The organism is Pseudoalteromonas mucoides, assembly GCF_049257175.1.
Classification (GTDB): Bacteria; Pseudomonadota; Gammaproteobacteria; order Enterobacterales; family Alteromonadaceae; genus Pseudoalteromonas.
In genome coordinates this window covers 187,610-207,729 of record NZ_JBMMUC010000005.1, presented here as the reverse complement: position 1 = coordinate 207,729, position 20,120 = coordinate 187,610, and the positions used below count along the sequence as shown (strand labels likewise).

Below are 20,120 nucleotides of genomic sequence, written 5' to 3'. Positions count from 1 at the left end.
TACACTCTAAATTCATTGATGAAAACTTCGTTCATCTAACTGCGTGGCGGTTAAAATAAAAAGCAACTCAAGCCAAGTTAATCCCTAACTTGAGTCGTCTTTTTGACAACATCTTCACACACAATTATAAAGATTCTTTTCATTGCAAACTGCTCGCATTTATAACTTGGTTTAGTAGCCTAAACACGCTGTAACCTTATTTGGTTTGCTCCGCTGTTTGCTTGAATCTAAATTTAGAGTAATAGCTCTGCGGTGACAACTGATAAAAATAAACTCAATAGGTGAAAAAAATTAATCTATCCATTTTCACATCATTTAATCGTTAAAAGTGCTAATCGAAAAGTTAATGAAAAGCAGCATAAATCACTAAAAACAATAAATATCAGTTAGTTAAATATTTACCTTGGCTTATACATAAATTTCATTAATGTTTAGTTTGGAAAAGTTAGTTTCATTCTCAGCAGTTTTTATAAACTGCCGAGAATAAAATATTTACAACTATGAAAGAGGAAGGAATTTACAAGGTTAACATTTCATTATCAATGCCAATGTTTACACTTACTAGTTTTACCTATTCCAGGGTTAAAGGAGTTTGTTGGGTCAAGCTCTTTGTAGAATGCTTTTAAAGTATCTTTAGCGAAATATTCATGACCCACATTATGCTCAGCAGGGTATTCTGCACCACGCTCATCAAATGTTTGTAAAATTTTATTTTTAACGGCTTTCGCATCGACACCTTTTTTCATAATGTAGTTTTGATGCATCACATGACAAAATAAATGGCCATAATAGAGTTTTACTTCTATTTGATCATCTAGCTCTTTTGGTAATTGTTCGAACCATTCTTTTTCATTACGTGGAAATGCAACATCAATGGTCATTACAGCCCCAAGCTCTTTTGCACGCATAGCATGCATTCGCCCTATGGCACCACCGGCTACAAACCGATGCAAGATTGCTTTTTTACCTTCATCTTCAGTACACTCAAAATAGTCTCCTTCATTTTCGTTAAAGAATTTTTCAAAGTAAGCTTTAGCTTCGTCGACACCATCTCCACTCATTTCAACGATCCAGTGGTGTTCATATTTATCACGAAAATCTTCCATTCTCCTTGGTAAGTGATTTGGCCATAAATAACTTAAATACTGCATCACCCGCTCTGAAAACTTAGCTGGTAAGAATGAGAGCTTATCAGCAATACGATCAACGCTTCTCTTCATAGCAAACATCTTAGGGATAAACTTAGAACCAAGTTTATCAATAACTAAGAATGTATCTTTGCCGTACTTTTTACATGCGTCATAGCATTCTCGGTGTATGTACTCTCCTGAAACAGGTAGTGTTTTGAATGATGACAACATATCTCGGCGAATTTGCGCAAGCACGTTAGCGTCATTAGTACCAAGGTAAAAGACTTGATATTTATCAGGTATTGCAAAAGTATCCATACGTACTGCAAAAACAGCTAATTTGCCTGCACAGCCTGAGGCTTCATATAAGCGACGCCCATCATTATTGAATCGTGATGGCGTATCTGCATCAACATCTCTAATACGCTCATGATATTCATTATCAGATGCTCTGTGTTCCCCGTATTCTACATCCGCCTCATTGTAGTTTTTATTTTGTAAGTTGGTGAGAATTTCTTCAGGGTTATCACCTAAGTGTATACCTAAGTTATTAACTAACGACAAATTACCTTGCTCATCGATTTGAGCAAATAAAGACAGTTCAGTATAAGCGGGACCACGCTGTACTAAAGCACCACCAGAATTATTACAAACACCTCCAACTATAGATGCACCAATGCACGACGAACCAATGACTGAATGCGGTTCACGACCATACTGTTTTAATACATCCTCTAAACCAAATAAAGTCGCCCCAGCCAGTCCAACTATTTGCTTAGCATTATCGATTAGTTGGATATCACTTATACGCATTGTATTAATAACAACAATAGGACGATCATAATCATTGCCATCAGGTGTAGATCCACCGGTTAACCCCGTATTGGCTGCTTGCATAATAACAATGACATCACTAGCGACACATGCCTTTAAGGCTTGCCACACTTGAACTAGTGTTGCAGGTTTAATCACTGCTAAAGCGTTACCAGCGCCAAAGCGAAACCCTTTGCAATAAGGTTGCATTTTTGAATCATCAGTAAGCGTAAATTTGCTACCCACAATTGTATTTAGTTCTTGGATTAATGAATTATGTGCTGAGCTGCTAGTCATTATTATTCCTGATGTAATGGTGTTTAGTATATGCCGACAATATACTATCAAAAGTTACCCTGTTAACTATATAGAAACTAAAATAATCGTTCGACTCCTATTTTATTTCAATTATTTTGCAACATAAGAACAAATTATTCCAGTGAATGCAGATTAGATTTTTTCACTTAAAGATATAGTAAGTCATTAATGACCGACTTATAAAGCAGCCAAGTTAGCTACTTGGTTAGTTTTTAAAGTGGTATAGCTATTTACGCGAGCACTTCCACCATTATGTTCAAAGACACTAAATTAGCTCTATTAAGCCATCCTCACTCAATAACTATTATAATAAGTTTCAACCTATATAGTTTACGAATAAAGCAGTGAAAATAAAAAAGCCGCGTTATGAAACTACATAACGCGGCTTTTTTGTTTTATATCAGAAAGCGAATCGCCTCGCTTAGCAGAAAAGGTTAAAACGTGTAGTTATACTGTGCACCAATTAACACTGCATGGCCTTTTGATTCAAACCCCCACTGCTGACCCTGGTTATCTGATTCAGTGAAATTCTGTGTTTTACCACGTAAAATACTCATACCAATATCTAGGTTTGCCTGCTCACTCATTGTGTAGTTAACACCAAATGAGTACCAAAAACGGTCTGTATCTGGGATAGAAATTGACATATGGTTTTTATCAGCTGGAGACTCATCATATGCAAGGCCTGCACGTAATAAAACGGCGTCATTAAACTGGTAGTCACCACCAATTGAATAGCGCATTGAGTTCGAGAAGTTCTCATTTTTTGAGAAGCCAGGTTCATCACGCCCATCAACATCTGCTTGTAGCTTTTGGAAACTACTCCAGCCGGTCCATAAAACACTATAATGTAAGCCTGTTTTTTCATCTAACTGATGTGAGCCTGAAAACTCAGCAATTGCCGGCAACGTAATCTCAACGCGACCAGGAAGGCTTGCCCCACCAGAGCCAACACCTAAGCCAACTGGAAGCTGACTTGAAAACTCGCCTTCAAAAGTGATATCTGTTTCGCTACGATAGTTAAAACCAAAACGACTATTTTCGTCAAACTGGTACATACCACCTATATTCCAACCAAACCCGTAATCGTCTCCCTCTAAATGCACAGCCTCAGTTTGTGATGGAACACGAAAATCGGGAGGTAACAACCCAGCTTGCGATAATTGATCAAACTGAGCTTGAGTTTGCTCTGACGTAGCACCAAAATTACGAACAATTTTTGCATCTGCATAAACATAGTTAAGGCCAAGGCCTACGCTTAATTGTTCGTTAATTTTATATGACCCACTAACATTCATGTTTACAGTCACAATCTCGGTTTCACCAGCAAGTTGCCCTGCTGGGTAATCGGCTTCAAACTCAGTTGATAAACCAAAATTTGAAAATGCACCAAATCCGACAGCAAACTTGTCATCGATAGGCATAACAAAATAACCCGCAGGAACAAATGCAGCAGGAGCAATGCTGCTATCATTTAATTGACTTGGGTTTACAGATGAATTACTCGCCTGCGTACCACGTAAGCTAACGTCAGGGATTACGGCGATACCAGCTACACTTAGTTGATTTTCTTTAAAAATAGACATAAGAGCGGGATTACGAGCAACGACAGAAGCGTCATCAGCAACTGCAGCTTCACCAGCATACGCACGGCCTAAGCCTGAAGCATTTTGCTCAGCTAATTGAAATGCCGCTGCAAAAGTATCTGCAGACATAACAGCAAGTGATGCTGCGATTAGAGTTTTTGTAAATTTCATTGTGTTTCCTTAACCAAAGCAAAGCTTGGATACTCATTTTGTTGTTCTTAACCTGCGCACAGGTTATTTAAGATCAAGTAACTATTTTCAAAACTTCGCTACACTACCTTAATTTTTTGTAAAAAACTTCATGAATATGGTAAAAAACGGCAAAAAACAGGGTTTTTAACTACACTTTAACATTTTTTTAAAACTCATCGGATGAGATTTGTGGTATTAGAGTTAATGCTCTAACTGTAATTAATTATCATTTACGTTGACTTGATTAATCTCCACAATTAGACTATTTGCAAACACCAGTTAAGGGGATAGCTGTGGAAATAGTATTAATTATTATGGCTCTTGTTTTTTGTGGAGCCAGCGTATTTAGCTTTTGTAAAGCAAACTTTTGCGCATGTACCAGGGCCGGTGAATGCGATAACCCTGTTAATCATTATTGGTTAGGAGCGATAGTAGCTGCTTTTATAGCCTTACTATGTTGCTGTGGTGCACTTCATTCTGAAAAAGGCACACTACTATGGTTAGTATTAATGGTGAGTTGTTTTAGTGGGGCATTATTATCTGCAAGACACTCAAGCAAAAAGCGCTGTGATAAATCAATTACACAAGATACTAAACCAGCAAGTGCTCTTTTAACAAACGAGCCAAATTAAGTTGATAATCAAGGGGCTTTATACTCGCGAGGATTTTTAAATCATGCTCAGGCGAGGTTAAATCAATATCTTTTGCCGTAACATGATGGTTATGCTTAGCATTGAAAAATATTTTAACTTTAGGTTTAATTGGGTTTTGATGGTTCCCTTCAGTAACTAACGCTAAACGCTCATTGGTTAATTTAACAATAGTACCAACTGGATGCACGCCTAAACATTTTATAAATCGCTGTACCAACTCACTGTCAAATAAGTGTTTACTGCCCAATAGGTAGCGTAAAACATTGATAGGCTCATCACCCAACTGATGCGGTCTGTCAGAGCACATCGCATCGTATACATCGACAATAGCCATGATCCTAGCCGGGCGACTTAACTTTTCCCCGACAATACCACGTGGATAACCACTGCCATCTAAACGCTCATGATGATTAACTATCATATCAAGCATCAATGGCGTTATTCCCTTTTCACCTTTTACAAGCCCTAAGCTTTGCGCAACATGCTTTTTTATCGCCTGCATCTCTAGCTCGTTCACTTCTTCAGACTTAGAGAATATTCCCTGGGGTAATTTAGCTTGCCCTAAGTCATGCAGCAATGCCCCCATTGCTAGCTCTTGTACTATTTCTTCTTTATAGCCGAGATACTTAGCAAAAACCGTCACTAAAATCGCACAGTTAGTCATATGACGCCAGTTATACATATTCTTATCTTTGATTCGGGTAAGAATGGTCATAGCATTGTGATTACGAAATACTGAAGCAACGATATCTTTGGCGATATCGTCTAACAAGGAGATATTCATTTTCAAACCAGATGTTACATCGCCATATAAACTTTGTAACTTTCGGTTATGTTGCTCATAGCTAACGCTCGCTTTTGCAAACTCCTGCTCAACAGAAACTACTTTTTTTACTTTTTTCTTGGCTTTTACTTCTTCAGCTTTGGCTGGTGCTAATGCTGGCTTTTCTTGGTATTTAGTGGGGACACTTACATCACTTTGCGTAAAATCGATAAGTAGCTCTTCAACACCTTCAGATATGAGCCTTTGAATTATTGACTTATCACGAACTAAACCACGGGTTTTAATTTTTATGCTATCAACGCCTTCATACTGCTTACTGACACTGTCAACAAACATACCTGGCACAAGCTCGGAAATAGGAAGGGTAATGAGCATAAATAGCAATAAGTTACTTTTTTTAATAATGGCTTTTTATTATCAACTATCCAGTATAAATGTCTATAACTAAAAGCAGGAACAATAAATAAGTATGAGAAAACTGGCGGGTTGGTAAATTGCTCTAGGCCCTAGTGGCTAGGACCTAGTGGTTAGCACTTATTCTTGAAAATAAGTACCCCAGCCGTCGTACTCAACACCGGTATCAACAGCAAGTTGCGCAAGCTTATCAACATCTTCCATAATCACGTCAACGTCGAGTTCGGCTTCAACTACAATATCAAATCCCCAAATTTTAGTGCCGTCTTCTAGCTCTAATTCAGCAGGTTCTTCAACATCATAGCCTAACTTAAACGCAGCAAGTGCGGCTTGCTCAAGTTTTACAAAGTCTTCACAAACAAAATGGTGCTCTACTTCATATAGGATTTCAGGATCCGAGCCATCTTCTAATAAGGAAGTTACGATGTCTTCACTAATTTCACGCCAATTTTCCATTACTTTTCTCTCACTTGCGCATCTAATTCGGTTATTCTAGCTGCCATTATAGCGTGAATACGGCTTGCGTGCTCACGCGCACTTATCTCTTTATCAAGGTGCTGTGGTGCTAACATGTCAATATAGATTGTACCATTGTCCCAACGATTTAGTTTAATGGTTTTATCTGTTGTGCTCATACACACGGGTATAACAGGAACCTGTGCATTCAATGCAGTATGAAACGCCCCAGTTTTAAAAGGTAATAAGCCTCGGCCATAGCTACGCGTACCTTCAGGAAACATCCAAACTGATAAACCGTTTTGTTTGATTTTTTCAGCTGCTTTTGAAATCGTACCCGCCGCCTTTGAACGGTTCGTTCTATCTATAAGAATATTACCAGACAGCCAATAAAGCTGACCAAAGAACGGTATCCACTTCAAACTTTTTTTACCTAAACTTACACAGTTTTCTGGCACTGCAGCGGGTAATGTAAATAAATCATAATTATTCTGATGGTTTGCTAAATACACTGCAGGGCCTGCATTTAGTACCTCGCTGTGGCGTGTAATAACGAGTTTAACGCCGAGCATTTTAGCCATAGAGCCAAACCAACTTGCAATAATATGTACATTATTTTTATGGAAAGGTTTGATTAAACACAATATTAAACCGCAAAAGCAGCTCAACAAAATAAACAAAGCCATGATTAAGATACGAATAAAAGCTAGCAAAAATACTCTCCAATAATTAAAGCGCGGGCATTATAGCGTTATTTTAGCCGCTAAACGAGAGTTTAGCGCACACTTGTAAGCTTAAATTTATTTATCCTTTAAAAACAAACGGCCTGCATTAGCAGGCCGTGTGATTATCAAGTATAGCTGTACTTATTCTGGCTGAGGGGGTTCGCTTATATCATCACTCGGCGTGAATTCAACCTCAGCTTCATCAACACGCTGTAAGCCACGTGGTAATTTATTTCCGCGACGCCCACGCTCTCCATGATAATGCTCAAGATCACTCGGTTTGAGTGTTAACTTACGCTTACCTGCATGCAATGTCACGCTCGAACCTTGTGGTACAACTGTGAGCACTTTTACAAACTCTTCACGGGCTTGCACTTTTGCACTTGGGATGGAAATTATTTTATTTCCTTTACCTTTGCCTAGTTTTGGTAAGTCACGTAATGGGAAAAGCAACATGCGCCCTTCATTTGAAATAGCCATGCAGTAATCTGTCGCTACATCATTGACGCGGATCGGTGCAAGTAACTGCCCACCTTTAGGCACACTAACAAGCGCTTTACCATTTTTATTTTTACTCACTAAATCAACAAAGTCAGTTATAAAGCCATAACCCGCATCAGAGGCCATCAGTAATACTTGTTTATCTTCTCCCATGACAACATGTTCAAAGTTAGCCCCTGCACTAAGGTTGAAGCGCCCTGTCATTGGCTCGCCCTGACTTCTAGCTGATGGTAAGCCATGTGCATCGGTGGCGAACGCCCGTCCTGCTGAATCTAAGAACACGGCAGGTTGATTGCTCTTACCACGTGCTGACGCTTTGTATTCATCACCCGCTCTGTAATTTAAGCCCTCAACATCTAAATCATGGCCTTTACCGACTCGTGCCCACCCTTTTTCAGATAATACAACCGTCACTGATTCTGATGGGATTAAATCTTTTTCACTCAATGCTTTTGCTTCAAGACGCTCAACAACAGGTGAGCGACGATCATCGCCGTACAACTCAGCCGCTTCTTGTATTTCTTTTTTCAGTAATGTCGACATGCGACGGTCTGAACCTAAAGTAAGCTCAAGTTTATCACGCTCTTTTGCTAACTCATCTTGCTCACCGCGAATCTTAAATTCTTCAAGTTTTGCTAAGTGACGTAACTTTAACTCTAAAATCGCTTCAGCTTGAATTTCAGTTATATCAAAGCGCTGCATTAAAACTGGCTTTGGTTTATCTTCTGAACGAATGATCTCGATAACTTCGTCGATATTTAAAAAGGCGGCTAGTAAACCTTCTAAGATATGCAAGCGTGCAAGTACTTTGTCTAACCGGTATTGCAAACGACGACGCACTGTTTCGCGTCTAAACACCAGCCACTCAGTCAAAATACTGCGTAAGTCTTTAACCTGCGGGCGGCCATCAAGGCCAAGCATATTTAAGTTTACGCGGTAGTTCTTTTCTAAATCTGTTGTCGCAAATAAGTGAGCCATTAACGGCTCTGCTTTAATACGGTTTGAACGTGGAATAATCACTATACGTGTTGGGTTTTCGTGATCAGACTCATCCCGTAAATCTGCCACCATTGGCAGCTTTTTCGCATTCATTTGCGCGGCTATTTGCTCAAGTACCTTACTGCCAGAGCATTGATGTGGCAATGCAGTGATAACAATATCACCTTGCTCCTGCGTATAAACTGCACGCATTTTTATTGAGCCTCGGCCAGTCTGATAAATCTTTTGAATATCCGCTTTTGGGGTGATTATTTCAGCATCAGTTGGATAATCTGGAGCATGAACTAATTCAAGCAACTCATTCAGCTCAGTTTTTGGTTTATCAAGTAATAAACAACAAGCACTGGCCACTTCCCGCACATTATGCGGTGGAATATCTGTCGCCATACCAACAGCAATGCCGGTAATACCGTTTAATAAAATATGTGGCAGTCGAGCAGGCAAAACCTGTGGTTCATCCATGGTGCCATCAAAGTTAGGAGTCCAATCAACGGTACCTTGACCTAGCTCTTTGAGCAGCACTTCCGAGAACTTGGATAAACGAGCTTCGGTATAACGCATTGCCGCAAATGACTTTGGATCATCCGCAGCCCCCCAGTTACCTTGGCCATCCACTAATGGGTAACGATAAGAGAAAGGTTGCGCCATCAACACCATGGCTTCGTAGCAGGCACTATCACCGTGAGGATGATATTTACCCAGTACGTCACCAACAGTACGTGCTGATTTTTTATATTTAGCAGCAGCCGATAGCCCCAGTTCACTCATCGCATAAATAATACGGCGTTGTACTGGTTTCAAGCCATCGCCAATGTGTGGCAATGCCCTATCCATGATCACATACATGGAATAATTCAAATAAGCGTCTTCTGTAAAACGCCCCATTGTTTGTTGCTCAACTCCTTGCATCAGCAAGGTATCTGTATCACTCATCAAAGCCTACCTAATTTTTTTTATAGCTTACACGGTAGATCACATTGGCGTAATCATCGGAGATCAATAAGCTGCCATCGGCAAGTTCTGCAAAAGCAACCGGACGACCCAATGTTTCTTCGTTTTTCATAAAGCCCGTTATAAACGGCGTGTATTTTATCACACGTCCTTGCTCAATAGTGGCTACAGCCACTTTATATCCTGATTTTTTACTGCGATTCCATGAGCCATGCTCAGCAACAAATAACTGTTGCTTGTAGTCACTCGGAAATTGCTTGCCTTTATAGAAGTGAATACCCAGTGGTGCTACATGAGCAGCTAACGCTAATGCGGGTGCAGTGTAATCGGCTGTACTTTTGCCCTTACCAAACTCGGGGTCTAAAATAGCTCCCGCATGTACGTAAGGAAAACCAAAGTGCTCGCCTTCATTCGTTAAGCGATTTAATTCATCTGGCGGTATGTCATCCCCCATCATGTCACGACCATTATCGCTAAACCACATAGCTTGTGTGCTCGGATGAAAGTCAAAGCCAACAGAATTACGCACACCTTTTGCAAGTGTGGTAATTTGCTTGGTATTTACATCAAGCGCAAAAATTCGACCAAAACGTTCATCTTCAGCGCAGATATTACAAGGAACGCCGACTGGGATTATTAGCTCTCCTGTAGGTGCAAAGCGTAGAAATTTCCAGCCATGATGACGCTCTGTAGGTAGAGCATCGTAAACGACCTCATACTTTGGTGCTTTGAGTTGTTTATCTATATTTTTGAAACGAATAATACGATGTACTTCACCTACATATAAATCATCGCCTTTAATAGCAAGCCCTGATGGCATTGATAAGTCACTGGCGACTAAAATTTGCTTGTCTGCAACGCCATCACTGTTGTGATCTATTAGTGCATATACGTTGCCTGCTTTTCGTGAGCCAACATAGACAATGCCTTTTTTAGACACCGCAATCTGGCGAGCATTCTCTACATCATCGGCAAAAACACTCACTTCAAAGCCTTGAGCGACGCTCAGCTCTTTAAGTATGTTTGCTGCACCTGCGGGTGTACTTAACAGCCCTAAACTGATTATTAATGTCAGTAACTTATTCATAAACCTCTACCCTGTTTCGGCCATTTTCTTTAGCAGCATATAAGGCTTTGTCTGCTTGCTTTAGTAAATCTTTGAATGTGCTTGTTTGCTCATTCTTTTGAGTCACGCCTAAACTTGCAGTGACTCTAATTATGTCTTTATCACTCTGGATTTGTGCTTTTTCGATGGCACTTTTTATTCTGTAAGCAATTTCAGTGGCTTCAACTTGGTCAGTATCTATCAACACAACTAAAAACTCTTCGCCACCAATACGCCCTAAGAAATCATTTTCACGAATTGCTTGCTGAGCAACGTTAACAATAGTTTTTAATACTAAATCACCTGCTGGATGACCGTAGTTATCGTTCACTTTTTTAAAGTGATCTAAGTCAAAGCTAATTAACGCAAATTTATTACAGCCTTGTTTTAGCTCTAGCCATTTCAGTTCTGCATAATCCATGACTTTTCGTCTATTTGCCACGCCTGTTAAATAATCTGTATTAGCGAGCCCATTAAATTTACGTTTCAATCGATACTGGCGCCATGCAAAAATAAGTAACACCAGAGCCAACATTAATACGCTAAACATCATACTATGATGTAGCGCTTGTTCTTGTTTTATTTCTAGTAAAGCAAACTCATTAAGTTCTTTATCTTTTTCTAGTAGTTGCTTCTCTAGCTCCAACTTCTTGATATCAAATTGGGCTTTATTCTGAGAACGAAACAGCTCACGAATATAGTTATAATGCTGCTCATTAAGCGAAATATATGATTGATATTCTTCAGTTGCTCGTTCAAAGTTGCCTTCTTTAATAGCCAATTTCGCTTGCAATTTGTTTAACCGAAGTAAAAAGGTTATTGCACTTTCAGCTGGAATATCACTTAAAATCTCGTTAGTTTTAGTAATTGTTCGGTTAGCTTGTTCAAGTTTTGATTGTGTTATTTCAATTTCAGTTTGAATTAAGAAGTGATCTATCTTCTTATAGACGTCTTCGATACCGGCCACAAACTGATTACTCAAATCTAAAAACTTAACGCTTTGTTCAATATTACCTAATTGTAAGTATGCTTGCGTAAGAGTGATATATGCATAGTAGTTAAATTTAGGGCTTGATGATTTTGACTCTGCGTTAATCTTTAAAATTTGCTCAGCATTAAAAATTACGTCTGAATTACGTGAAAGCTTTAGATAAATCTTAGCTAAATGATAATAAGAAACCATCATATCAAACGATAAGTTTTTACGACTAAAATAAGACAGGGCTTTTTTTTGCAGCTCTATTGCTTTATCAAAGTCATATAAAGCTTCATAAGATTGTGACATCGTAGATTCAATGTAAGCGAGCTGTAAGTCATCGCCACTTTTAAGAAAGACTTCGTAGGCTTTATAATAATAATCTTTCGCTTTACTCTCGTTGTGATTATTAACATGGTAGTTAGCAAAAGCAGCATAGAGATTACCTTTGGCTTTATCATCTAACAGCGTTATTTTTTCTTTAGCTTTCTCCAATTCAGCTAAAGCTAACTTAGAGTCCCCTTGCAGCAAATATATATCTGATTTGACAATAAAGTAGCTAACCGCTGAAGTCGCATCGAGTAACTCTTGATAGCTTTGTATCTGTTTGACTAATTCAACTGCTTTATTCATATCACTATTAAGCAAGTAGTTTTCAGCAAGCGTGATTTGTAGTTTTATGCGTTGAATTTCAGTTAACGTTGTTACTTTACTTTTGAGTATATTATTAAGGTATATAACTGCAAGCGTTGGGTTTTCAATGCTTTTTTCTTCAGCAATCGCTAACCTTTCCTCTAACCATTGCTGATCAACTGAAGTATTCGCATTAGCAGTGCTAAAAAACACTGCTAATGCGAAGCTTAACAAATAGCGATTTAAAAAAGCCATTAACAAAGCCTACCAAGTTGAAGGTGCATAAGCTGCTTCCTTTGTAGTTATACTTGAGCACGATTCCCGTGATCTTCTAACCATTGGCGTCTGTCTGAAGAACGCTTTTTAGCCAGTAACATATCCATCATTTCGAGTGTATGTTGTTCTTCATCAAGGGTTAATTGGACTAAACGGCGAGTATTCGGATCCATAGTTGTTTCACGCAATTGCAGCGGGTTCATTTCGCCCAAGCCTTTAAAGCGTTGAACGTTAACTTTACCGCGTTTTTTCTCCGCCTCTATGCGCGCTAAAATACCCGATTTTTCATCTTCATCCAGTGCATAGTAAACCTCTTTACCTATATCGATGCGAAATAGAGGCGGCATAGCCACATATACATGACCTTGCTTAACTAATTCAGGAAAGTGACGAACAAAGAGTGCGCAGAGTAAAGTTGCAATGTGTAACCCATCAGAGTCAGCATCAGCTAAAATACATATTTTGTTATATCGCAGTGCTGATAAGTCTTTTGAATCCGGGTCCATTCCTAATGCAACCGATATATCATGCACTTCTTGTGAAGCTAATATTTGGCCTGACTCTACTTCCCAAGTATTTAAAATTTTACCACGCAGCGGCATAATTGCTTGAAACTCTCGGTCTCGAGCTTGCTTGGCAGAGCCACCAGCAGAATCACCCTCAACTAAAAACAATTCTGTGCGATCATTATCGGCCGCACTACAGTCCGTTAATTTACCTGGTAATGCAGGGCCTGCCGTCACGCGTTTACGAACAACTTTTTTTGCAGCGCGAAGACGCCGCTGAGCATTTGAAATACATAACTCTGATAAAAGCTCGGCAATATCAGTGTGTTCGTTGAGCCATAAACTAAATGCATCTTTCACCACACCTGATACAAACGCTGAGCAAGAGCGCGATGAAAGCTTTTCTTTCGTTTGGCCTGCAAATTGGGGATCTTGCATTTTAACCGACAAGACATAGCTACAACGCTCCCAGATATCGTCAGGAGTCAGTTTAACGCCACGTGGAAGCAGGTTTCTAAATTCACAAAACTCACGCATTGCTTCTAATAAGCCTTGTCGCAAACCATTTACATGGGTACCACCTTGCGCAGTCGGAATTAAGTTTACATAACTTTCTGCAATTGACTCTCCGCCTTCAGGTAACCAGACAACAGCCCAATCAGCCCCTTCTGTAGAGCTGGAGAATTCCCCTGTAAACGGTTCTTTTGGTAGGACTTCATAGCCCTTAACAGCTTCATTTAAGTAATCACGTAAACCCGTTTCGTAATACCACTCTTGGGTTTCTTTGGTTTGTTTGTTGATAAACTTAATGCGTAAACCGGGGCATAATACTGCTTTGGCTTTAAGTAAATGGTGTAACTTAGTCAGTGAAAAGTTAGCAGAATCAAAGTAGCTGGCATCAGGCCAAAAACGCACGGTTGTACCTGTGTTACGTTTACCCACAGTGCCAATAACGTTTAAGTCTTCAACTTTGTCGCCATTTTCAAACGCCATCATAAATTGCTGCGCATCACGACGTACTTGCACTTCAACACGCGTAGATAGTGCATTAACAACCGAAATACCTACGCCATGTAAACCACCTGAAAATTGATAGTTTTTATTTGAGAATTTACCACCGGCATGCAATTTGGTAAAAATCAGCTCGACCCCAGGAATACCCTCTTCAGGATGAATATCTATTGGCATACCACGGCCATCATCACTCACTTCTAATGAGTTGTCCTCATGTAGAATGACGTCGATTTTACTCGCATGCCCAGCCATTGCTTCATCGACACTATTATCGATCACCTCTTGGCCTAAATGATTAGGGCGCGTGGTATCTGTGTACATACCTGGACGGCGTTTTACGGGTTCTAAACCATTTAAGACTTCAATGGCTTCGGCGTTATAATTTTGCTGACTCATAGTTTTTTATCTTTTTATGCGCTTAGCTATGTTTTACGTGATTTTAAGAAAATCCACAATATTTGCAAAGGTGCTCTCAATGTTTTGAAAACTGTGATCGCCACCAAACTCAATATGTTGTTTACACTGTGAATAATAATTAACTGCCTGTTCAAAGCCGAGTACTTCATCGCCCGTTTGCTGTAATAAATACAGTAATGATGGGTAAGTTAGCGGTGTTATGAACAGTGATTTTAACGCACTAATATGGCTTTTATTAAGCTCGTAGTGGGTATCCTGATAAGGGTTATAATTAGGCCCTAAAAATGAACTCAATAATAAAAAAGGCTCAACCGCAGGATTAATGACCACTGCACGAAGCTGATATTTTTGCGATAAATACGTGGCATAAAAACCACCTAAAGAACTACCAACTAAAACTGTATCTGACGTTAGTAGTTGCTCTAATTGAATAATGGCATGTAAAGGCTCATGGTTTAAGCGCGGCACAAAATATTCAACGTCATAGTTTGCCATATACTCGCCAAAGCGCACAGCTTTATATGATTTTTCGCTACTATTAAAGCCATGAATATAAATTACACGTTTAACCATACCAATTCCGTGTCGCAGGTCAGATTTTTACTATCTGCGTTCTTAGATAGCGTCATAAGCCTATAAGCCGCACCTAGATTTTGTTGTTGCCAATCAGGTGTGTTTTTTACAAATTGTACAGAGCTTGCAGGGGTTGAAACCACTTTCATATCCCTGTAATCAAACTCATAACTGTTATGTACATGACCATGAAATAACCAGTTCACGTAATTACTGTTATTGAGCCTATTAAGTAATTGTGGGCCGTTTTCTAACATGTGCTTATCCAAATAACCATTTATTGGTAATGGGTTATGATGGCAAAAAACAACACTCGGCAATTTTGTTTGCTCTAAACAGCCTACCACTTCAGTTAAGTGAGCATCAGTTACCCATCCGGCAGGCGTAGTCCCTTTTGAATTAAGTAAAAGTACAGTGAAGCTATTAGTAATTAGTCGCTTCGCATTTGAGATTTGCTTATTAGCCAGAGATGTTAATAAGTTTAGCTCATCATGATTCCCCGGTAACCAAAAAACAGGACAAGTTAATGGTGACTCTGCTATTAATTGAGCAAATAATGAATATGACTCTACGCTGTGATCTTGGGTTAAATCGCCGCCAAATACCACTGCATCTAAGTTTTGCGTCGCCATGTGTGTTAAACAAGCGAGGAAGTGGTCGGCAGTGTTGACTCCAAAATATTCGCCATTACGCTTAGCAAACAAATGACTATCTGTAACATGAGCCAGCTTTAATACTTCACGATTAAACTGAACACTTTGTTCAAACCAAGCCATTATTAACGTCCCAATTGAGCACTGCCCGGCCACTATCAATACAGGCCACTAACCAATCGTATAAAAAAGCATTGAGTTGATATTTTTCATCTTTTTGATGCATTAAAGGATTCGGGTAGCCATATGATGGCTTTATTCTTTGGTGGTAATCATGATGAACAATCTCAGCAACTTTCGCATCATGGTACAAACGCACAGTTAAAAATAACGGCGTCATGCCTTTAATGACGCCCGATAACTGAGTTATTGAAATATCCATAGTGTACTTTGCACAGCCATCAACGCTAATTTCAAACTGATGCTCGCCTAATTGAACGCGGCGTTTTTGACCAACCTCTTTACTTAGCGGTAACAGCTTTAAAGCGCGCAGGTAATTATGCTCACATAAGGTAAGGTATTTAGGTAAGCTTTGGATATATCGTTGTTTCACTGCTGTTGCTGTCAAGTTACCGCCATATAGTTAAGAGTTAAAAGTAGTCTATTTACTTATTATACGCTCGCGATTGAGTGCTAACCACTGCAATGATATCACCGTTGCCGCATTATCTATTTCACCACTATTAAGACGCGCTAAAGCCTCATCAAAATCTATTATATGGGTTTTAATATCTTCACCTTCACTCTCAAGGCCAAAAACGCCGCTAGTATGTTGGCTTAAATCTACGGTGGCTAAATAAAGATAAAGCCGCTCAGTGGTGCCACCTGGGCTTGATAAGTACGATAACATATACTCAAGTTGCTGCAATTGAAGGCCGGCTTCTTCAAAGGCTTCGCGTTTAACAACAGCTTCATAATCTGTGTCGCCATCTGTCATGCCAGCTATACACTCTAAAAGCCAAGGTGACTCTTTACTACGCATAGCACCAATGCGTATCTGCTCTATAAGCAATATTTTATTAGTAAGGGGATCATAAGGCAGCACAGCAACAGCATCACCACGCTCAAGAATTTCACGCTTAATGGGTTGTGACTTACCTCCTGCAAATAGTGCATGCTCAAACTGATAAAGATTAATTTTAAAAAAGCCACTGTATAAGTTTTCGATTGGCGCAACGTCAACATCATTATTGGTAAATAAAGTAATCGCTTTATTAGTCATTTATTTCCTTAATCGGTTTCTTAACTCAAAAAGTTTGCGGTTTATTATATTCTGTTACACTTGTTTGCGCTGTTTTACACAAAATTTTTTTTGTTATTTGACAAAACAGGTTAACATGCTTTTAGTACGCAAACTGTCTAAGGACTGAACAACTAATGAAAAAGAACATTCTTGCTGCGCTGATCGGCTTATCATGCGCATTGACTGCCACAGCTTCAAATGCTGAAGATTTATTACAAGTATACGAAATTGCCACTGCAAATGATCCAACGGTTTTAAAAGCTAAAGCACAAGCCGATGCACAATCTTATAACAGTGATAAAGCTTTAAGCGCCTTACTACCGCAAATTGGCTTTTCAATGGGCTATGATAAGACAGATAGCACAACATATGAAGGTACTGACCCATTAGGCTATGCAAAAATAGACGGTGATACTGATACATTTAGCCGTGGCCTAAGCCTAAATCAAACACTTTTTGACTTAGGTGCGTGGAACTCTTTAGATATTGCCGACAAACAAGCTTTACAAGCTTCTGCGCAATATGATTTTGCACAGCAAGATTTAATAGTTCGTGTTGCGGATGGCTATTTTAATGTATTAAGTGCCATCGACAATCTTGAATTTGTACAGTCAGAAAAACGTGCAATCGAGCGTCAACTTGAGCAAACTAAACAACGCTATGCTGTAGGCCTTACTGCTATTACTGATGTTCACGAAGCACAAGCACAATATGATAACTCAGTTGCACAAGAGATTGTGGCTAAAAACGGCGTTGAAACTGCCCGTGAGCAACTTCGTGAAATCACTGGCAAATATCACGCAAAATTAGACACGCTAGATACCCAAACATTTTCGACAGTAAAGCCAAACAAACAATCAACTGATTATGTAAAACTGGCTGAACAAAATAACTTAAACTTACAAGTTGCAAAAGTAACGGTCGATATTGCTAAAGATCAAATTGATTTAGCGCAATCTGGGCACTATCCAAAACTAACCCTTAATGCAACTTATGGGGATTCATTAACCGATTATAATAGCAACACCATGAAGCCTCGTGGTGATAGCGCAACGGTTGGTCTTGATTTTACTGTGCCGATTTATTCTGGTGGTGCAACAACTGCAGCAACAGAGCAAGCCCGTGCATTTTACGTTGCTGCTAGTGAAGACTTAGAAGCATCATTGCGTGGTGTAACTCGCTCTGTTATTACATCTTATAATCAAGTTGTGTCTGACATTGCTACCTTTAAAGCACTTGAGCAAGCTGTTGTTTCAGCAGAAAGTGCATTAAAAGCCACCGAAGCCGGGTTTGAGGTGGGTACTCGTACCATTGTTGACGTACTCATTAGCACGCAAAATCTGTACAATGCAAAAAGTAACCTAGCCAATGTACGTTACCGCTACGTGGTTTCTACATTACGCTTAAAGCAAGCCGCTGGTACCCTTACCAGTGAAGACTTAATTGCTATTAATCAGGGATTAAAAGCTATTTAAGCAATTAATTCCATCGGTATTTAACTATCAAGCCAGCTTAATGCTGGCTTTTTTGTGTTTTTAAACACATACAGTTAAACTACGTCTTTTATTTTCTGAGATGTTTTTTTGTGGTTAATTCCTCTGCTTTCAAGCTGTCTTTTTTAGGTCCTCGCTATTGGTTAACTTGGGTTGGCGTATTTTTTCTTTATCTGATCTCATGGCTTCCTCATAAACTACAATTACTAATGGGTAAATATTTAGGCCGTTTAGTACACCGCTTTATGAAGAAGCGCCGACACATTGCCGAAGTAAATATTAAACTGTGTTTTCCAGATATGCCTGAGAACGAACAACAACAACTAGTGCTAGAAAATATGGAGAATACCGGTATCGCCATGATGGAAACAGGTATGGCATGGTGGTGGCCGCAGTGGCGAGTGAATAATGTATTCGGCTCAATTAAAGGATTAGAACATCTAGAAAAAATTAATCAATCGGGCAAAGGGGCTTTGTTGTTAGTCCCCCACATTCTACACTTAGAAATGGCCAGCCGAGTGATGGGAATAAACTGTCAAGGTGTTGGCTTTTATCGCCCGCACAACAATCCGTTAATTGAATATTTTACAACTAATGGCCGTTTACGCTCTAATGAGTTTTTAATTGGCAAACGTGACGTTAAAGGGCTACTACAAGCGCTTAAAAACAAAAAAGTGTGTTACTACTTACCAGATCAAGACTATGGCCGAAAGCGCTGTGAGTTTGCTCCTTTTTTCGCAGTCACTGAAGCGGCAACAACTACAGGAACGCTATTATTCGCGGCGAGTAAACATTGTGAGGTCGTCAGTTTTGCTAGCCACCGTGACAAAGACGGTAAGTATCACCTAGAAATATTCCCGTTGCTTGAAAATTTCCCAAGTGGCGATGACAAACAAGATGTGACACGGGTGAATCAACGCATGGAACAGGCTGTAGCAATAGCACCCGAGCAATACATGTGGCTACACAGACGTTTTAAAACCCGACCTGACGAAAACGCGCCTTCTTACTATAAGTAGAAGATGACTTTCGTGGTTTAATATGATTTTATGAACAAACACAAAAACAAGAGTATGAGTTATGTGGTTTTGGGTTAAGCATTTATCACTAGCAGTTATATTAATAATCGCCGCCATTTATTTTTTATTTGGTCATGGCCCAGTTATGGACATGAAAGAAACAAAAAATGCTGCTGCGCAAGGGTTATCGCGGTTTTATTCGGCGTTGCGTAATCAAGTAAATAAAAATAATGAACGAGATAAATATGTTTTAAAACTACCAAAACCTGAGTTAAATATTGATGCAGCATTAATTGAACGCGCGCGAGTTGTCGAGCCATCATCTCCAAATTGGACGGGTGAGTTCACAGCAAGACGTTTTGAAAATGGGTCGACTCTAAAAAAAGTGATGTCGCAATACGCACGCAATGAAGATATCGTGCTCTATTGGTATTTAAGCAAAGACTACGTCGTTAAAGATCATTTTCGAGTAGATAGTAATTTCAACTCGACTTTATACCAAGTTGGCCGTGCTATAAATGATGATTTTGAAAACGAGGTATACACCTTCTTTTGCTTTAAACAAAGGGCTGCAGTGATTACTGAGCTCCCCTCCGAATATGTTCGAGAAAACTGCCGCCGTTTAAAGAGTTAGTATTTATTTGAGCTTGAGAAAATACATATTTTATCAAGCTCTAGTTCGTCAGAATA

General features: G+C 39.4%; 17 protein-coding genes. 4 read left to right on the top strand and 13 right to left on the bottom strand.

The window, feature by feature from the left end; genetic code table 11:
• Window positions 1–539: 539 nt before the first annotated feature.
• Window positions 540–2,240, bottom strand: a complete 1,701-nt coding sequence (dld, locus tag AAEU30_RS07815; RefSeq protein WP_421960035.1) for a D-lactate dehydrogenase — start codon at window positions 2,238–2,240, stop codon at window positions 540–542.
• 455 nt (window positions 2,241–2,695) lie between these two features.
• Window positions 2,696–4,018: an outer membrane protein transport protein gene (locus AAEU30_RS07810; protein ID WP_421960034.1), complete on the bottom strand. Its 1,323-nt coding sequence runs from the start codon at window positions 4,016–4,018 to the stop codon at window positions 2,696–2,698.
• A 314-nt stretch (window positions 4,019–4,332) separates the two neighbouring features.
• On the opposite strand from AAEU30_RS07810, the gene AAEU30_RS07805 reads away from it, so the two are divergent.
• Window positions 4,333–4,671 (top strand): hypothetical protein, encoded by a 339-nt coding sequence (locus AAEU30_RS07805; RefSeq protein ID WP_421960033.1) that lies wholly within the window; start codon window positions 4,333–4,335, stop codon window positions 4,669–4,671.
• On the opposite strand, the gene AAEU30_RS07800 is transcribed toward AAEU30_RS07805, so the two are convergent.
• The 11 genes from AAEU30_RS07800 to AAEU30_RS07750 all read right to left on the bottom strand — a co-directional run bounded on the left by AAEU30_RS07800 (window position 4,631) and on the right by AAEU30_RS07750 (window position 16,897).
• On the bottom strand, window positions 4,631–5,851 hold the full coding sequence (locus AAEU30_RS07800; protein WP_421960084.1) for an HD-GYP domain-containing protein: 1,221 nt from the start codon (window positions 5,849–5,851) through the stop codon (window positions 4,631–4,633). The genes AAEU30_RS07805 and AAEU30_RS07800 overlap by 41 nt on opposite strands.
• A gap of 159 nt (window positions 5,852–6,010) precedes the next feature.
• Window positions 6,011–6,346 (bottom strand): ribonuclease E inhibitor RraB, encoded by a 336-nt coding sequence (rraB, locus tag AAEU30_RS07795; protein WP_421960032.1) that lies wholly within the window; start codon window positions 6,344–6,346, stop codon window positions 6,011–6,013.
• Window positions 6,346–7,059 carry a 1-acylglycerol-3-phosphate O-acyltransferase gene (locus AAEU30_RS07790; RefSeq protein ID WP_421960031.1) on the bottom strand — a complete coding sequence of 238 codons (714 nt, stop codon included), beginning with the start codon at window positions 7,057–7,059 and terminating at the stop codon, window positions 6,346–6,348. The genes rraB and AAEU30_RS07790 overlap by 1 nt, the downstream gene beginning before the upstream one ends.
• A 153-nt stretch (window positions 7,060–7,212) precedes the next feature.
• Window positions 7,213–9,504: a DNA topoisomerase IV subunit A gene (gene parC, locus AAEU30_RS07785; RefSeq protein WP_421960030.1), complete on the bottom strand. Its 2,292-nt coding sequence runs from the start codon at window positions 9,502–9,504 to the stop codon at window positions 7,213–7,215.
• Window positions 9,505–9,514: 10 nt separating this feature from the next.
• On the bottom strand, window positions 9,515–10,609 hold the full coding sequence (locus AAEU30_RS07780; RefSeq protein ID WP_421960029.1) for a PQQ-dependent sugar dehydrogenase: 1,095 nt from the start codon (window positions 10,607–10,609) through the stop codon (window positions 9,515–9,517).
• Window positions 10,602–12,491, bottom strand: coding sequence for a tetratricopeptide repeat-containing diguanylate cyclase (locus tag AAEU30_RS07775; protein ID WP_421960028.1), 1,890 nt, complete (start codon window positions 12,489–12,491; stop codon window positions 10,602–10,604). The genes AAEU30_RS07780 and AAEU30_RS07775 overlap by 8 nt, the downstream gene beginning before the upstream one ends.
• Window positions 12,492–12,538: 47 nt before the next feature.
• Window positions 12,539–14,428 carry a DNA topoisomerase IV subunit B gene (parE, locus tag AAEU30_RS07770; protein WP_290209277.1) on the bottom strand — a complete coding sequence of 630 codons (1,890 nt, stop codon included), beginning with the start codon at window positions 14,426–14,428 and terminating at the stop codon, window positions 12,539–12,541.
• Between the two features lie 33 nt (window positions 14,429–14,461).
• A complete protein-coding gene (locus AAEU30_RS07765) occupies window positions 14,462–15,022 on the bottom strand; it encodes a YqiA/YcfP family alpha/beta fold hydrolase (protein WP_421960027.1) in 561 nt (186 codons plus the stop codon).
• Window positions 15,007–15,798, bottom strand: coding sequence for a metallophosphoesterase (locus AAEU30_RS07760; protein WP_421960026.1), 792 nt, complete (start codon window positions 15,796–15,798; stop codon window positions 15,007–15,009). The genes AAEU30_RS07765 and AAEU30_RS07760 overlap by 16 nt, the downstream gene beginning before the upstream one ends.
• Window positions 15,785–16,243, bottom strand: a complete 459-nt coding sequence (locus tag AAEU30_RS07755; protein ID WP_421960025.1) for a DUF1249 domain-containing protein — start codon at window positions 16,241–16,243, stop codon at window positions 15,785–15,787. Before AAEU30_RS07755 ends, AAEU30_RS07760 begins: the two co-directional genes overlap by 14 nt.
• 33 nt (window positions 16,244–16,276) lie before the next feature.
• A complete protein-coding gene (locus AAEU30_RS07750) occupies window positions 16,277–16,897 on the bottom strand; it encodes an NUDIX domain-containing protein (RefSeq protein ID WP_421960024.1) in 621 nt (206 codons plus the stop codon).
• A 155-nt stretch (window positions 16,898–17,052) separates the two neighbouring features.
• On the opposite strand from AAEU30_RS07750, the gene tolC reads away from it, so the two are divergent.
• The 3 genes from tolC to AAEU30_RS07735 all read left to right on the top strand — a co-directional run bounded on the left by tolC (window position 17,053) and on the right by AAEU30_RS07735 (window position 20,064).
• Complete coding sequence (gene tolC, locus AAEU30_RS07745; protein WP_421960023.1) at window positions 17,053–18,393, top strand: outer membrane channel protein TolC; 1,341 nt, start codon at window positions 17,053–17,055, stop codon at window positions 18,391–18,393.
• A gap of 110 nt (window positions 18,394–18,503) precedes the next feature.
• Window positions 18,504–19,430 carry an LpxL/LpxP family Kdo(2)-lipid IV(A) lauroyl/palmitoleoyl acyltransferase gene (gene lpxL, locus AAEU30_RS07740; RefSeq protein ID WP_421960022.1) on the top strand — a complete coding sequence of 309 codons (927 nt, stop codon included), beginning with the start codon at window positions 18,504–18,506 and terminating at the stop codon, window positions 19,428–19,430.
• A 61-nt stretch (window positions 19,431–19,491) separates the two neighbouring features.
• Window positions 19,492–20,064, top strand: a complete 573-nt coding sequence (locus AAEU30_RS07735) for a TcpQ domain-containing protein (protein WP_087532868.1) — start codon at window positions 19,492–19,494, stop codon at window positions 20,062–20,064.
• The last annotated feature ends 56 nt before the right edge of the window (window positions 20,065–20,120 follow it).

Bases quoted from the DNA above. Each gene is read 5' to 3' on its own strand.
- AAEU30_RS07735 (WP_087532868.1), top strand. From the start codon at position 19,492: ATGTGGTTTTGGGTTAAGCATTTATCACTAGCAGTTATATTAATAATC.
- AAEU30_RS07760 (WP_421960026.1), bottom strand. From the start codon at position 15,798: ATGGCTTGGTTTGAACAAAGTGTTCAGTTTAATCGTGAAGTATTAAAG.
- dld (WP_421960035.1), bottom strand. From the start codon at position 2,240: ATGACTAGCAGCTCAGCACATAATTCATTAATCCAAGAACTAAATACA.
- AAEU30_RS07765 (WP_421960027.1), bottom strand. From the start codon at position 15,022: ATGGTTAAACGTGTAATTTATATTCATGGCTTTAATAGTAGCGAAAAA.
- AAEU30_RS07775 (WP_421960028.1), bottom strand. From the start codon at position 12,491: ATGGCTTTTTTAAATCGCTATTTGTTAAGCTTCGCATTAGCAGTGTTT.
- AAEU30_RS07780 (WP_421960029.1), bottom strand. From the start codon at position 10,609: ATGAATAAGTTACTGACATTAATAATCAGTTTAGGGCTGTTAAGTACA.
- parE (WP_290209277.1), bottom strand. From the start codon at position 14,428: ATGAGTCAGCAAAATTATAACGCCGAAGCCATTGAAGTCTTAAATGGT.
- parC (WP_421960030.1), bottom strand. From the start codon at position 9,504: ATGAGTGATACAGATACCTTGCTGATGCAAGGAGTTGAGCAACAAACA.
- AAEU30_RS07800 (WP_421960084.1), bottom strand. From the start codon at position 5,851: ATGCTCATTACCCTTCCTATTTCCGAGCTTGTGCCAGGTATGTTTGTT.
- AAEU30_RS07750 (WP_421960024.1), bottom strand. From the start codon at position 16,897: ATGACTAATAAAGCGATTACTTTATTTACCAATAATGATGTTGACGTT.
- rraB (WP_421960032.1), bottom strand. From the start codon at position 6,346: ATGGAAAATTGGCGTGAAATTAGTGAAGACATCGTAACTTCCTTATTA.
- tolC (WP_421960023.1), top strand. From the start codon at position 17,053: ATGAAAAAGAACATTCTTGCTGCGCTGATCGGCTTATCATGCGCATTG.
- AAEU30_RS07810 (WP_421960034.1), bottom strand. From the start codon at position 4,018: ATGAAATTTACAAAAACTCTAATCGCAGCATCACTTGCTGTTATGTCT.